Here is a 14,001-nt window from a genome sequence, read left to right as displayed (position 1 = left end):
GGTCCCACCTAACTGACGTCTGGATACTCCCTTGATCACCCTCAAGGCTGGCCGCGAGCGTTCGCGCGGCGATGCTCGGGACCATGTTGCAGCAGCCCATGCCGGTAAGGGCATGGCGCCATTGACGCGCATTATCCTGTTTTCCCTCCGCCACCCCTTTCAGGCCAGTCTGGCCGTTGGGGCCACCATTATTGCAGCCACCCTGCAACTGACTATTCCGCGTTTGCTCGGGCAGGCCATCGACCAGGCTCAGAACGTGCTCAGCGTCGCCGGCGAAGGTGCCCAGGAAGCGCTGCTCTGGACAGCATTGACCCTGCTGGCCGCGTCGGTCGCGCGCGGTCTCTTCACTCTGGTGCAGAACTATTTTGCTGAAAGCGTCGGCCACCATGTCGGCTATGAGCTGCGTCTGGCCTTTTACGACAAGGTTCAGCGCCTTTCCTATTCCTATCACGACCGGGTGCATTCGGGCGATCTGATCACCATCGGCCTGCTCGATCTGGACGGGCTGCGCATGTTCTTCTCCACCGGCCTGGTCCGCACCATCCTGCTGTTCGTGCTGATCGGTGTCGGCGCCTGGATGCTGCTCTCGACCGACGTGCTGCTCGGCTTCCTGGCTCTGAGCTTTGTGCCCTTTGTGGCCTGGCGCTCATCGGTGGCCCAACTCACCCTGCGCGCCACCTGGCTGATCCTGCAGCAAAAGCTCTCCGTGCTGACCCGCGTCATGGAAGAAAATCTCGGCGGCATTCGCGTCGTCCGCGCCTTCTCGGGCCAGAAGCACGAGCTGAACAAGTTCGACACCGCCTCAAAGGCCGCGCTGGAGCTGGCGCATCGCCGCGTCCGGGTCCGCGTCAAGAACACCTCGATGATGACCTTCTCCTTCTTTGCTGCCATGGGCCTGGTGCTCTGGGTCGGTGGCAACAAGGTCATCGCCGGCGAAATGACCGTGGGCACGCTGGCCAGCTTTCTCACCTTCATGACCATCCTGCAGATGCCGGTGCGCCAGCTCGGCCTGATGGTCAACTCCTATGCCCGCGCCTCCACCTGCGGCGAGCGCTTTTATGCCTTCCTCGATGCGCCCGTCGAGATCGAGGACAAAGCTGAAGCCACCCCGCTCGAGGTCAGCAAGGGCGTGCTGCGCTTCGAGGATGTTCATTTTACCTATCCTGGCTCCACCGTGCCGACCCTCAATGGCATCAGCTTTGAGGCAAAGGCCGGCCAGACCGTTGGTATCGTCGGCGCCCCGGGCAGCGGCAAATCCACGCTCGCCCACCTCATTCCGCGCTTTTACGACATCACCTCCGGCCGCATCACCATCGACGATCAGGATGTGCGCGACGTCACCCTGCAAAGCCTGCGCCGCTCGGTCGCCGTGGTGCAGCAGGATACCTTCCTGTTCACCACCACCATCGAGAACAACATCGCCTATGGCGATCCATGGGCCAAGGAACGCAAGATCGAGCGTGCCGCCGAGAGTGCTCAATTGCATAACTATATCATGGGCTTGCCAGCCGATTACGACACCGTGGTAGGCGAACGCGGCGTCTCGCTCTCCGGTGGTCAGCGCCAGCGTCTCTCCATCGCGCGCTCGCTCGTGCTCAAGCCTGCCGTCATGGTGTTCGACGACTCGACCGCCGCTATTGACGCCGGAACCGAGCATCGCATCCGCTCGGCCATTCGCCGTTTTGCCAGCGACCGCGTGACCATGATCATCGCCCATCGCCTGTCCTCGCTGATGCATGCCGACCTGATCCTGTTCCTCGAAGATGGCAAGATCATCGAGCGCGGCACCCATGAAGAACTGCTCGCGCAAGGCGGGCGCTATCGCGCGCTCTACGATTTGCAGACCCGCCCCGCCGATGACTTGGAGGCAGCCCAATGAGCGTCGTTGATGACGAAAGCGAAGTCGCAGCCTTCCCCGGCCAGCGCCCGCCCCGCGCCTCAGTCGGCAGCCACCGCATCGAGGAAGAAGTTTTCGGCAAGGCCTATGATCCCAAGACGGTCCGCCGCATCTGGGCCTATGTGAAGCCCTATCGGCTCAAGATCTATCTCGCCGTTGCCGCCGTGCTGGTTTTCACAGGCACGCAATTGGCTATCCCGCTCATTATCGGCAATGCCATCGATACCGCGCTGGTTGCGGGTAGCGATCCGAACAATCTGCTCTGGGCCGTGGGCGCATTCGCCATCGCCGTGCTGTTCAATTTCGGGGCGTCCTGGGTGCAGGAAACCCAGGTCGGGCAGGTTGCCGAACATGTGCTGTTTGACATGCGTCGGGCCATGTTCGCCCAGCTTCAGCGCGTTTCGCTCAGCTATATGGACCGCACCGAAGTTGGCCGCCTGATGAGCCGTCTGCAGGGCGACGTCAGTGCCATGCAGGAATTTCTCGAAACCTCCGTGATTTCGGTCGGCGATCTGGTCCTGCTCTTCGGCATTGTTGCCGTGCTGTTGAGCCTCGATCCCTGGCTTGGGCTGGTGACTCTGGTCACCATGCCGGTGCTGTTCATCATCCGCATCTTCTGGTTGCCCCCGGCCAAGCGCGCCTTCTGGGCCGCGCATGAAACCAATTCGTTGACCGCTGGCGCCATGGCAGAGGGCATCAATGGCGTGCGCACGGTGCAGAACCTGGATCGCCAGAAGGTCAATTTCGACCTCTATGACGACAAGGCCTATCAGAACCTGCGCACCCAGCTCACCGGCTCCAAATTCGCCCAGGTCATGGTGCCCATCGTCGATACGCTCACCGGCATTTCCATGGCTACGGTTGTCGTGGTCGGCGGCGCCATGGTGCTCAACGGCGCGCTGCAGGTCGGTGTTGTCGTGGCCTTCCTGTTCTATGTGCAGCGCTTCTTCGACCCGATCCGCTCGCTCACCATGCAATATTCCATCATGCAGCGCGCCATGACCTCTGGCCGCCGCATCACCGAGGTGCTCGACCTGCCCACCGTGATCGAGGACAAGCCGGACGCCAAGGTGCTGACCGGGGAGATGGACGGCTCTGTCGAATTCAAGGACGTGGTCTTCGGCTACGATCCGGAGCGCCCGGTACTCAAGAACGTTTCCTTCAAGGTCAATCCCGGCGAGACCGTTGCGGTCATCGGTCCCACCGGCTCGGGCAAGACCAGCGCCATGGCGCTCGTGCACCGTTTCTACGAAGTCCAGGACGGCGCGGTCATCGTCGGCGGACACGACGTGCGCGATGTCACCCAGGAGAGCCTGGGCGAGCAGGTTGCCATGGTGCTCCAGGAACCCTTCCTGTTCACCGGCACCATCTTTGAGAACATTCGCTACAACAAGGCCTCGGCCACGCGCGAGGATGTCATCGCCGCAGCCAAGGCCGTGGGTGCGCATGAGTTCATCGATCGGTTCGCCAATGGCTATGACACCGTGCTCGAACAGCGCGGCTCCAACCTCTCGCTTGGCCAGCGCCAGCTCCTGAGCTTCGCCCGCGCCCTGGTGGCCGACGCCAAGATACTGGTGCTCGACGAAGCGACCGCCAATATCGATAGCTATACCGAGCGGCAGATTCAGAAGGCGCTGGAAATCCTGCTCAAGGGCCGCACCGGCATGGTCATCGCCCATCGCCTGGCCACCATTCGCGGCGCCGATCGCATCATCGTGCTGCAAAATGGCGAGAAGATCGAAGAGGGCAATCATGACCAGCTCATGGAACTGGGCGGGCTCTATTCGAAGCTCTACAACATGAATTATGCCAGCTTCGATGATATCCCCGATGAAATGGTCACCGGGAGCAACGCCAGAGAATCGAGCACCTAAGCCTTACCTCCAGCCTCTCAAGGCACTCGGTGCAACACCCTCCCCTTGACGGGGAGGGTTGGGGAGGGGTGCTCACGGCTAAGACCTGCCCTAGGCCGGCTACTCGGCCTCCAGCTCCGGATAGATCAGCGCCGAGCACTGCCGGTTATTGGCGTCGAGCTTGGCCTGATCCTCCGCTGACACCAGGCCGCTGAACACCGGCTCCCAGAGATCGTCCCGCTTCACCCCTTCAAGGCCGCATTGGCAATAAATGGCGCAAAGCGCTGCCGTGGTGCCGCTCGCCTCGCAGCTCATCTGGCAGGAGTTGAGAAACTCCGTGTCGCGGCTGGCCGTCTGCGTCCCCATGGCCATGGAGAGCGGCATGATCACCGCGAGGAGCAGAGGCTGGTGCACCAGATAAATCACCAGGCTCCATCGCCCCATCCAGCCAAGCACCCGCGCCGCCCCATTGCGGGGCTGGATCGTCGCCATCCGCTGTTCAACCGCGCTCCCCCGCACCAGCCGCATCGCCAGAACGCCCAGCAGCACCACCCCGAACCAGGGAAACACCGGCACCAGATCATTGGTCGGCGGCGGCACCACCCAGAACCCGATCCAGGAAAACACCTTCTCGTTGTAAAGCGGATCGGCAAAGCCGAAATGCAGCCCGATCACGGCGGCCGCCACAAGTCCCACGAGCCAAAGCGGGGTGAACAGAAAGGGCAAGGCGAGCAGGCTCGTCAGCGCAATGGCGTGCAACACCCCGAAATAGACAAAGCTCTCGGGGAAGGCGAACCAGGTGCCAAGCGAGATCAGCCCCGCGCCGCCCACGACAAACAGCCAGCGGCGCCAGAAGCTGCGCCAGCGCACCCCATCGCCATGCCCCAGCACCAGGCCGATACCGACCAGAAACATGAAGGCAAACAGGATCGTTCGCGCAAAGGCGACCCAGCCGGGATCGAACCCGACATCCACGGGGATGAAGCGGTAAAACGCCAGGTCCCAGCACAAATGGTAGAACACCATCGCGATGATCGCGACGCCGCGGGCGATGTCGACGACCGGGAGGCGGGGGCGTTTCACAGTGAAGGTATCGCTCAACTCATCCCCCTCACCGACCTACGCTTCGCTTCGGCCACCTCTCCCCGAGAGGGAGAGGAAACAGCATCGTGTACGCTCTTGTTCTTCTCCTTCTCGGGGAGAAGGTGGCGCGCAGCGCCGGATGAGGGGGGGTCCTCGTTTGAAGCCCTCATCCCCCAAAACCGCGCACCACGCTGAGAAACTCGTCCCCGTACCGGTCCAGCTTCCCCTGACCCACACCGGGCAGGTTCAGCAGGTCATGCGGATGTTTGGGCTGCGCCAGCGCCATGGCTTTCAGCGTCGCGTCATGGAAGATCACATAAGGCGGCACGCCCTGCGCCTTGGCCAACCGCAACCGTTCCTCTCGCAGCGCTTCGAATAGCGGCTTGGCATGCTCTGGCACATCCACTGACCGCGCCAGCGAGCGGCGCACCTCGACCGACTTCTTCGGCCGGTCCTTGCGCAGGATCACATTGCGTTCGCGCTTGAACACCGAATGGGCGGCCTCGCTCAGCGTCAGCGCGCCATGATTGGCGTGGTCCACCACAATCAGGCCCATGGCCGTCAATTGCCGCACCACCGATTGCCAGGCCCGCGCGTCCAGTTCCTTGCCCTGCCCGAACACCTTCTGGTGCTGATGGCCGAAGCGGGTGACCTTCTCGGTCTCCTTGCCCACCAGTACATCGATCACATGGGCAGCACCAAAGCGCATGCCGGTACGGTAAATGGCAGCCATCGCCTTGATCGCCGCGTCCGTGCCGTCCCAGCTCTCCACCGGTGAGCGGCAGGTATCGCAATTGCCACAAGGCTGGGGATAGGTTTCTCCGAAATGCGCGAGAATGGCCTGCCGCCGACAGGAGGCGGTTTCGCAAACTCCGAGCAAAGCATTGAGCTTGCCATGCTCGACGCGTTTGACCTCATCGGGTGCATTGCCCTCGTCGATCATCCGGCGGCGCTGCACCACATCGGCCATGCCATAGCTCATCCAGGCGTCGGCTGGTTGACCGTCGCGCCCGGCGCGCCCGGTTTCCTGGTAATAGGCCTCGATCGAAGCCGGCAAATCCATATGCGCCACATAGCGCACGTCAGGCTTGTCGATCCCCATGCCGAAGGCCACCGTGGCGACCAGACACAGGCCTTCTTCCTTCAGAAACGCATCCTGGTTGGACGAGCGCAATTCGGCACTCATCCCGGCATGATAGGGCAGGGCGCGGATGCCCTTATTGCTCAGCCAGTCGGCAATATCCTCGACCTTGGCCCGGCTCAGGCAATAAACGATGCCGCTCGAACCCTTGTGGCCGGCCAGGAACTCCAGCAGCTGTTCGCGCGGCTTTTCCCGCTCGACGATGGAATAGGAAATATTGGGCCGGTCGAAACTGGTGGTGAACACCTCGGCCTGTTCCAGCCCCAGCCGCTCGATAATGTCTTCGCGCGTAGTCGGGTCGGCCGTGGCCGTCAGCGCAATGCGCGGCACGCCGGGGAACAGTTCGACCAGATGGATCAACTCGCGATATTCGGGTCGGAAATCGTGCCCCCACTGGCTCACGCAATGGGCCTCGTCGATGGCAAACAGCGCGATCTGCGTGTCGGCCAGCATGTTGGCAAAGCCTGGGGTCGCCACGCGCTCGGGCGCTACATAAAGCAGATCCAGTTCCCCGCGCCGCAATTGTCGGCGCACTTCGCTCGCCTCGTCCTGGCTCAACGAGGAATTGAGAGCAGCAGCGGCCACCCCGGCCTGTTTCAGCGCCTCCACCTGGTCGCGCATCAAGGCGATCAGCGGCGATATGACAATACCGACACCAGGTCGGCAGATGGCCGGGATCTGGTAGCACATGGACTTGCCTGCGCCGGTGGGAAACAACACCACCGCATCGCCGCCTTCGGCCACATGCTCGATCACATCGGCTTGCTGTCCACGAAACGCCTTGTGGCCAAAAATATCGCGCAGCACCGCAAGCGGACTGGGCCGCTCATGGCGCTGAGGCGAGAACAGGTCGATAGACTCAATGGCTTCCACCCGTTCCTTGAATCATGCGGCTGCGGGCAGGGCAACCGGCGAGGCGCCCGAATTGAAGACTACCCCCCGATGATCTCCCCGCCATTGGGGTGCAGCACCTGTCCGGTCATGTAGGAACTCTCATCGCACGCCAGGAATAGATGGCTGGTGGCCACTTCATTGGGCTGTCCCGGCCGCCCCAGCGGCTCATTGGCGCCAAACTGGGCGACCTTGTCGGCCGGGAAGCTGGCAGGGATCAACGGTGTCCAGATCGGTCCCGGTGCCACCCCGTTCACCCGAATACCCTTCTTGGCAAGGCTCCCCGAAAGCGACCGGGTAAAGGCCACGATGGCCCCCTTGGTCGAAGCATAGTCCATCAGGCTGGGCGAGCCGCGATAGGCGGTGATCGACGTCGTATTGACGATTGAGGCGCCTTCCCGAAGATAGGGCAGGGCGGCTTGCGCCATGAACATATAGCCAAAAAAGTTGGTCTCGAAGGTCCGCCGCATCTGCTCTTCGGAGATATCTTCAAGCGCGGTCTCCATGTGCTGCTCGGCGGCATTGTTGACCAGCACGTCAAGCTTGCCGAAATTCTCGATGACCTGACCGACCACCGTTTCGCAAAACGCCTTGTCGCCGACATCCCCGCGCAGCAGCAACGCTTCCTTGCCCTCGGCCTTCACCGCATCAGCCGTGATCGTCGCGTCCTCGGTTTCTTCCAGATAGACCAACGCCACTTGCGCGCCTTCGCGGGCGAACAGGACGGCGCAGGCCCGACCGATGCCGCTATCACCCCCGGTGATGATGGCGACCTTGTCCTTCAGCCGCCCATTGCCGGGAAACTTGGGCATGTAGTCGGGCTTGGGGTGCATCTCGGTTTCCCGCCCCGGCTGATGATCCTGCATCTGGGGCGGATTGGTGTTCTGGTTCGATTCTTCGGACATCAACGACCTCCTAGTGGCGCGCGCGTTCTTCGTTTTTCTTGCGGGTTTCTGCGGCCTTCTTGGCCGATGCGGATCGCTCCGAGGCTGGTCGGTTCGCAGACGCCTCGCCACCCTTCTTGCCGCCCTTGTGCGCGGCTGGATTGTCGGTATGCGTGCCGCGGCCCGAGCCAGACTTGTTACCGCCCCCGTCATCCTTGTTGACGGTGGCCCAGGCCCGACGCTCTGCCTCCTCGTGGGAGACGCCGCGGTCTTCGTAGCCTTCTTCGATATGCTCGGCTTTGCGCTTTTGCTTGTCGGTATAGGCGCTTTTGTCACCTTGGGGCATGGTGGCCTCCTGCATTTGTGTGTTGGCCGGTGCGGGCGGGACAAGAGCCTGGGTCAAGGGGGAATTGACTGATGCGGGAAACCGGAAAAACCGCACCAAAAGCTCTATGCCGCCGTGTCCGGTTGACGCGCACCGGCCTGCACCCACAACGAAGCCGTCCAAGACCGGTTGCGATGGGTGTGATCACAAATCGGGCTGCACTTTCGCCATGGGCCGGCTCAGAAAGCGCGACCCGGCCAGCACGAAACGCCAGGGCGTCTCGGCGCCTTTGGTGATGCCAATGCGCGGACCGGTCGCAATGGGATGCGCCCCTTCAGCGGCCGAGATTGCAAAAGGCGGCGCGTCCAGCGCCAGCCCGTCATGCTCCAGATCAATCCCCAGCGCCTGCGCCAACTTGCCCGGCCCCGAGCATAATTGCCGATCCGCCAATCCGCCTCGCCGTGCTCGCATGATGTCGAGACCCTCCAACGGCTCGAGCGCCCGGATCAGGATGGCGCTGCCGGGTTGGCAGACGAAATTGAGGCAATAGTGAATGCCGTAGATCTTGTAGACATAGGCATGCCCGGGCGGCCCGAACATCACCCGATTACGCGGCGTCGGGCCGCGAAAACTGTGTGACGCCGGATCGGTTGGGTCATAGGCTTCCACCTCGACAATACGCCCACCGGCACCAGCAAACAGCAGGTTCGCGCCGATCAAATCTCGGGCTACCGCCACAACCGGCCGATCAAAGAAGCTTTTTTCCAGCAGGGCCGACATTTGGCCGGAATTTCCATCAATTGCAGACGCTCTGTTTGGAGAACTCAAATGCGTCAAATTTTCCTCCTCGCACTGCTTGCCCTGCTCTGGCCGCTGCTAACAGCTCTACCAGTCGCGGCCCATACGATCTGCACGCTGGTCGCCGACCCGGTCAGCCGCACTGTGCTGCTCGCCGAAGGCGACTGCCAGACCCGCGTCACCCCGGCCTCGACCTTCAAGCTGCCCCTCGCCGTCATGGCCTTTGAAGCGGGCATAGTGAAATCGGCCACCGAACCCGGCTTCCCTTCAAACAGGGTTATGCCGATTGGATTAAGTCCTGGCGCCAGGATACCGATCCCACCATGTGGATCCACAATTCCAACGTGTGGTATTCTCAAAGGATCACCGAGGAGTTGGGGATCGAGCGGCTCACCGCTTTCGCGCGAAGCTTTGGTTATGGAAACGCCGATTTTGCTGGCGATCCCGGTCGCAATAACGGTCTCGAGCGGTCCTGGATATCCTCCTCACTGCAGATTTCGCCGCTGGAACAGGCCGACTTCCTCGCTGCGCTCCTCCAGCGGCAATTGCCGGTTTCCAACCACGCCATAGATGGTGCCCTAAGCTTGCTCGAAATCCCGCGCGCCGCCGAAGGCTGGAATATCTGGGGTAATCCCCGGCGCGCGGACTACAGCTTCGACTATGCCCGCGGTTGGGGCTGGTATGTGGGCTGGGCCGAAAAGGGCGCGATGCGCGTGGTTTTTGCCCGCCTCAACCAGGACGACGAGCGTCACGAGATCACTGGTGGTTTGCGGGCGCGCGACGGACTGATCGCCGAGTGGGCAGACATAGCGGCGCGGGCCGGCCTCTGAACTGGTGCGGATTGTCGAACGCAGCCTTCGCCAGGATCGGCTATCTCGCTGCGCACCGGGCCACTACATATCGGGCAAGACAATTTCCAAGGAGGTCGAGATGATCGACACATCCGTACAGACCAATGTCCGCTCAGAACCTGTCCTGCCGCTCAGCACCACGCTCGGGCCGGTCCACATCGCCGTCACCGACCGGCAGCAGGCGCTGGCCATCTGGCAGGATGTCGTTGGTCTCGATCTCATCTCTGAAAACGGCAACGCCCTGTCCATGGGCGCGGGCGGCAAGACGTTGATCGTGCTCGAAACCGGCGCCACCCGCCCGGTGACCCCACGCACCATCGGCCTTTATCACGTTGCCATCCACTTGCCGACGCGCGCTGATCTGGCGCAAATGGCGGTGCGCGCCCTCAAGCGCAATATACGCATTTCGCCGACCGACCATCTGGTCTCCGAAGCCATCTATCTTTGGGATCTGGATGGCAATGGCATTGAGATCACCTTCGAAACCCCCTGGCGCGGCACTCTGGGCGATCCCGACAAGGGTCAAACCTATGCGGTCACCACCGAGGGAAAACCCCATTCGGGCCGCGATCCCATCGATCTCGATGGCCTCTTGGCCGAACTCGGTGAGAACCCGGTCTTGGCGTCACGCATGCCGGCGGGCACCCGCATCGGCCATGTCCATGTGCACGTAAACGACCTCAACGTGGCAATGGAATTTTATCGCGACGTGCTCGGCTTTGCCGGGTTCCTGTTGATCCAGTCCTTCGGCATGGGCGATGTGGGGCTCGACTATATGCCCCACACCCTGGCCTTCAATGTCTGGTCCGGCCCCAATGCCGGCCTGCCCCCGGTCGGCAGCGCGGGTCTGCGCTGGTTCACCATTGTGCTGCCCGACGCTGAGAGCCTGGCGGCTCTCAAGGAGCGGTTGGAGCGGGCAGGGGCACCTATCGACGTCATCGGCAACGATGTCGAAACCCGCGATCCCTCCGGCAATCGCATTCGGCTCGAACTGGCGTCCTGATCCAGAGAGCTCGCAATGCCAAAGCGCCCTCGGACTTGACCCGGGGGTGCTGCCCCTGCGATCCAAGGCAAGGGTGATGTGTCACCCCAAAAGACCACAGGAGCGCCGCATGCAATCTTATCAGGACGTCATCGATTTCTGGTTCGTCGAACACGGGCGTGACGATTGGTTCGGCGGCAAGCCGGAATTCGACGCCGCCCTCGCAGATCGCTTCGCCGACCTCCATCTTCAGGTCGCGCGGGGCGAAGCCTGGGCCTGGCGCGAAACGCCCGAAGGGCGCCTCGCCGAGATCGTGGTGCTCGATCAGTTCTCCCGCCAGCTTCATCGCGGCAGCGCCGAAGCGTTCGCGCAGGACAAGATGGCACTCGTCTTGGCGCAGGAAGCCATTTCCGGTGGTCATGACATGGCGCTCCCGCATGATTGGGCCTATTTCATCTACATGCCGTTCATGCACGCTGAGTCCCTGGCCATGCAGGACGAGGGCGTTCGGCTGTTCGAGAACTTCGGCAATGAAGGCGCGCTCGACTACATGGTCAAGCACCGCGAGACCATCGCCCGCTTCGGCCGCTTTCCCTTCCGCAACAAGGCGCTGGGGCGGGACAGCACCGCCGACGAAGTGGCCTATATGGACGAACAGGGCGACCGGGTTTTCTAACCTTCGCCAAGGTGCAACGCATCCGAATGCCTTGCGTTGGTCTTTTTAAAGGAGAGACCTCATGGATTTCGTCGCCGGACCCGCCCTATGGCTCATTGTCTTGACTGTTGGCGTCATCGTGCTTGCTGGCGCCATGGCCTATGGTATGCGCCGTAACCGTGATCGAACCTTGTCCGAGAAGGTCAAAACGGAAGTCGAGACCAGACGCGGCTACGAAAAGCAGGACAAGAACCCGCCTGAATAGACAAGGGGCGCCTCGGCGCCCCTTGCATTTGTTAGGCCACAAGGCCTTTGGTCAGCTCCAGCGCCTGCCGCTCGAACAGCCGGCGGTAGATTCCGCCATTGAGCCGGATGAGCTGCTCGTGATTGCCTTCCTCGACGATTTTGCCCTTGTCGAAGACCAGCAACCGGTCGAGCGCCCGCACCGTGGACAGACGATGCGCGATCACCAGCGTGGTCCGGCCATCCATCAGCCGTTCCATGGCCTGCTGGATCATCACCTCGCTCTCGCTGTCGAGACTCGATGTTGCCTCGTCCAGGATCAGGATCGGCGCATCGGCTAGGAACGCTCTGGCAATGGCAACGCGCTGCCGCTCGCCACCTGACAGTTTCACGCCACGCTCACCCACCATTGTCTCATAGGCCTTGGGCAGGCCCATGATGAAATCATGCGCATTGGCCTGTTTGGCCGCCTCGATGATCTCGTCACGGCCGGCGCCCGGCCGGCCATAGGAGATATTCTCGGCCAGCGTGCGGTGAAACAGGATCGGCTCCTGCTGCACAATGGCGAGCTGGCCCCGCAACGAGCTTTGCTGATGCTCGGCAATGTTCTGGCCATCAATGGTGATCGCCCCGTCATTGACGTCATAGAGCCGCTGGATGAGCTTGACGAAGGTCGTCTTGCCCGAGCCCGAATGCCCCACCAGGCCCACGCGTTCGCCAGGCTTTATCTCAACCGAGAAGTCGCGATAAAGCGGCGTCGGATGCGCGCCATACTGGAAGGTCACGCGGTCGAACTTGATCCCGCCCTCTCCGATAGTGATCGGCGTGGCGCCCGACTTGTCGTCGATCCCCAGCGGATGCGCATAGAGCGCCACCAGCTCTTCCATGTCGTTCACCGAGCGCTGCAGATTGCGGATATGCATGCCCACATCGCGCAGATGACCCGAAAGCAGGAAGAACATGGTCAGGACGAAGGCGATGTCGCCCGGCGTCGCCTGTCCTTGCGTCCACAGCCATATCACCAGTCCGAGAATGGCGGTCTGCATGCTGGCCATCATGACCCCTTGCACACCGCCGGCCAGCGTGCCGCGTTTCCAGGTGCGGCGCGTCCGGTGGTCCCATTTGCCGATCACCTGATGCAGCCGCTGCTCCTCGCGCGTCTCGGCGCCAAAGGCCTTGACCACATTGTTGCAGCTCACCGCATCGGCCAGCGCCCCACCCATCCGGGTGTCCCACGCATTGGCCAGCGTGGCCGCCGGGGCCACATAGCCGGTGGAGAGCGCCATGGTCACCCCGATATAGATCACCGAGCCGAGACCCACCAACAGGCCCATCACGGGCCAGTAGGACCCCAGGATCAGCGTTGCGCCCACCAGCATGATGGTCGAGGGCAGCAGCGCCACCAGCAAGGTATCGTTCAGCAGGTCGAGCGCCCACATGCCGCGCGTGATCTTGCGTACGGTCGAACCGGCAAAGGCATTGGCGTGCCAGTCGGTCGAGAAGCGCTGCACCCGGTGAAAGGCGCTGGCGGCGATCTCGCCCATCATCTTGAGCGTCAGCGCAATGATGTTGAGGAACACGAACTGGCGCAGCACCACCGAAGCCAGGTACAGCACCGACATGGTGATGAAGGCGGTCAGCGCCGCAGTCAGGGCGTCATTGCCTCCCCCGGCAATTGCGTCGACCAGCTGGCCGGCAAAAAGCGGGCTCAGGGCTTCGGCCAGGGTGGCCAGCAGCACCAGAAGGGCAATGACAGCCACGCGCCAGGGCTGACCCTGCCAATGCTTGAAAGTAAAGCCGAGCACGTTGCGAAAGGCGTCGGCACGGAAATCGAGCTTCTTGCGACTCATTTGGTGTGTCCGGTGCCGTTTTCCGGCGTCCGGTTCCTCAAAAAGGGGAATGAAAGAGCGCAGATTGGGCCTGAACGGATGACGCCCGAAGGCTGGCTCAACTGCTGGGAAGTACCGAAAAAACCGCGAGTGGTCAGGCCAAAAAGGCGGACCACGGGGAGCAAGCGCCTAAAGTCGGAACTTGCCCGCGAGGGGAGAATACATCACTGCTGTCATGCAACGCCTCCCCTGGTTCAAAATTGAAGCGGCGAACGTTTTGTAGCCAAACCGTTCGCCCTTGCCAATGCCATAAATGTGATCGACAGCTTTGGTGATGCAGGAACGCCACAGGGGCAGCAACTTATCCCCGCCAAAGGAAGCTGCGGCACAATTACCCCACCTCCGCACAAGCTGCGCGGGCGCCACGAACGGTCGGTACGGAGGTCCGGATGGAGATGGGGTCGCCCGTTTTCCGCCGGCGGGCCACTGAATGAACCTGTTTCACTCCGCAGGTTCCATGTCGAGCCGTTCCGGCTGCACCGGTTCGGCAACTGCCACGTCGCCAGCAG

At 62.2% G+C, this 14,001-nt stretch carries 12 protein-coding genes and 1 pseudogene; 7 read left to right on the top strand and 6 right to left on the bottom strand.

What is annotated here, in order from left to right; all coding sequences use genetic code 11:
- Window positions 1-112: 112 nt before the first annotated feature.
- Together GGR20_RS12540 and GGR20_RS12535 are read left to right on the top strand one after the other, a co-directional pair.
- Window positions 113-1,879 (top strand): ABC transporter ATP-binding protein, encoded by a 1,767-nt coding sequence (locus GGR20_RS12540; protein ID WP_183311913.1) that lies wholly within the window; start codon window positions 113-115, stop codon window positions 1,877-1,879.
- A complete protein-coding gene (locus tag GGR20_RS12535) occupies window positions 1,876-3,771 on the top strand; it encodes an ABC transporter ATP-binding protein (RefSeq protein WP_183311707.1) in 1,896 nt (631 codons plus the stop codon). Before GGR20_RS12540 ends, GGR20_RS12535 begins: the two co-directional genes overlap by 4 nt.
- A 99-nt stretch (window positions 3,772-3,870) precedes the next feature.
- On the opposite strand, the gene GGR20_RS12530 is transcribed toward GGR20_RS12535, so the two are convergent.
- The 5 genes from GGR20_RS12530 to GGR20_RS12510 form a co-directional block, all read right to left on the bottom strand.
- Window positions 3,871-4,851 carry an acetyltransferase domain-containing protein gene (locus GGR20_RS12530; RefSeq protein WP_183311706.1) on the bottom strand — a complete coding sequence of 327 codons (981 nt, stop codon included), beginning with the start codon at window positions 4,849-4,851 and terminating at the stop codon, window positions 3,871-3,873.
- A 148-nt stretch (window positions 4,852-4,999) separates the two neighbouring features.
- Window positions 5,000-6,847, bottom strand: coding sequence for a DNA helicase RecQ (recQ, locus tag GGR20_RS12525; protein WP_183311705.1), 1,848 nt, complete (start codon window positions 6,845-6,847; stop codon window positions 5,000-5,002).
- A 59-nt stretch (window positions 6,848-6,906) separates the two neighbouring features.
- Window positions 6,907-7,770, bottom strand: a complete 864-nt coding sequence (locus GGR20_RS12520) for an SDR family oxidoreductase (RefSeq protein ID WP_183311704.1) — start codon at window positions 7,768-7,770, stop codon at window positions 6,907-6,909.
- A 10-nt stretch (window positions 7,771-7,780) separates the two neighbouring features.
- Complete coding sequence (locus tag GGR20_RS12515; protein ID WP_183311703.1) at window positions 7,781-8,095, bottom strand: plasmid stabilization protein; 315 nt, start codon at window positions 8,093-8,095, stop codon at window positions 7,781-7,783.
- 183 nt (window positions 8,096-8,278) lie between these two features.
- Complete coding sequence (locus tag GGR20_RS12510) at window positions 8,279-8,854, bottom strand: DNA-3-methyladenine glycosylase (RefSeq protein ID WP_183311702.1); 576 nt, start codon at window positions 8,852-8,854, stop codon at window positions 8,279-8,281.
- Window positions 8,855-8,902: 48 nt separating this feature from the next.
- Here GGR20_RS12510 and GGR20_RS19110 point away from each other — a divergent pair.
- The 5 genes and pseudogenes from GGR20_RS19110 to GGR20_RS12490 all read left to right on the top strand — a co-directional run.
- Window positions 8,903-9,067, top strand: a pseudogene (locus GGR20_RS19110) (class D beta-lactamase); the annotation flags it as partial.
- Between the two features lie 47 nt (window positions 9,068-9,114).
- A complete protein-coding gene (locus GGR20_RS12505) occupies window positions 9,115-9,702 on the top strand; it encodes a penicillin-binding transpeptidase domain-containing protein (RefSeq protein ID WP_338084726.1) in 588 nt (195 codons plus the stop codon).
- Between the two features lie 100 nt (window positions 9,703-9,802).
- The gene (locus tag GGR20_RS12500) at window positions 9,803-10,726 is read left to right on the top strand and encodes a VOC family protein (RefSeq protein ID WP_183311701.1); all 924 of its coding nucleotides are present in this window, start codon (window positions 9,803-9,805) and stop codon (window positions 10,724-10,726) included.
- A 109-nt stretch (window positions 10,727-10,835) separates the two neighbouring features.
- Window positions 10,836-11,381, top strand: a complete 546-nt coding sequence (locus GGR20_RS12495; RefSeq protein WP_183311700.1) for a DUF924 family protein — start codon at window positions 10,836-10,838, stop codon at window positions 11,379-11,381.
- 61 nt (window positions 11,382-11,442) lie between these two features.
- A complete protein-coding gene (locus tag GGR20_RS12490; protein ID WP_183311699.1) occupies window positions 11,443-11,625 on the top strand; it encodes a hypothetical protein in 183 nt (60 codons plus the stop codon).
- A 31-nt stretch (window positions 11,626-11,656) separates the two neighbouring features.
- Here the strand turns inward: GGR20_RS12490 and GGR20_RS12485 are convergent, their stop codons facing one another.
- On the bottom strand, window positions 11,657-13,453 hold the full coding sequence (locus tag GGR20_RS12485) for an ABC transporter ATP-binding protein (protein WP_183311698.1): 1,797 nt from the start codon (window positions 13,451-13,453) through the stop codon (window positions 11,657-11,659).
- Window positions 13,454-14,001: the final 548 nt, after the last annotated feature.

This window comes from Devosia subaequoris (assembly GCF_014197055.1).
Classification (GTDB): Bacteria; Pseudomonadota; Alphaproteobacteria; order Rhizobiales; family Devosiaceae; genus Devosia; species Devosia subaequoris.
This window is presented reverse-complemented; position numbering and strand designations above follow the sequence as displayed.

Coding starts and splice junctions, on each gene's coding strand:
- GGR20_RS12495 (WP_183311700.1), top strand. CDS start 10,836: ATGCAATCTTATCAGGACGTCATCGATTTCTGGTTCGTCGAACACGGG.
- GGR20_RS12520 (WP_183311704.1), bottom strand. CDS start 7,770: ATGTCCGAAGAATCGAACCAGAACACCAATCCGCCCCAGATGCAGGAT.
- GGR20_RS12540 (WP_183311913.1), top strand. CDS start 113: ATGGCGCCATTGACGCGCATTATCCTGTTTTCCCTCCGCCACCCCTTT.
- GGR20_RS12500 (WP_183311701.1), top strand. CDS start 9,803: ATGATCGACACATCCGTACAGACCAATGTCCGCTCAGAACCTGTCCTG.
- GGR20_RS12485 (WP_183311698.1), bottom strand. CDS start 13,453: ATGAGTCGCAAGAAGCTCGATTTCCGTGCCGACGCCTTTCGCAACGTG.
- GGR20_RS12510 (WP_183311702.1), bottom strand. CDS start 8,854: ATGTCGGCCCTGCTGGAAAAAAGCTTCTTTGATCGGCCGGTTGTGGCG.
- GGR20_RS12535 (WP_183311707.1), top strand. CDS start 1,876: ATGAGCGTCGTTGATGACGAAAGCGAAGTCGCAGCCTTCCCCGGCCAG.
- GGR20_RS12490 (WP_183311699.1), top strand. CDS start 11,443: ATGGATTTCGTCGCCGGACCCGCCCTATGGCTCATTGTCTTGACTGTT.
- GGR20_RS12515 (WP_183311703.1), bottom strand. CDS start 8,095: ATGCCCCAAGGTGACAAAAGCGCCTATACCGACAAGCAAAAGCGCAAA.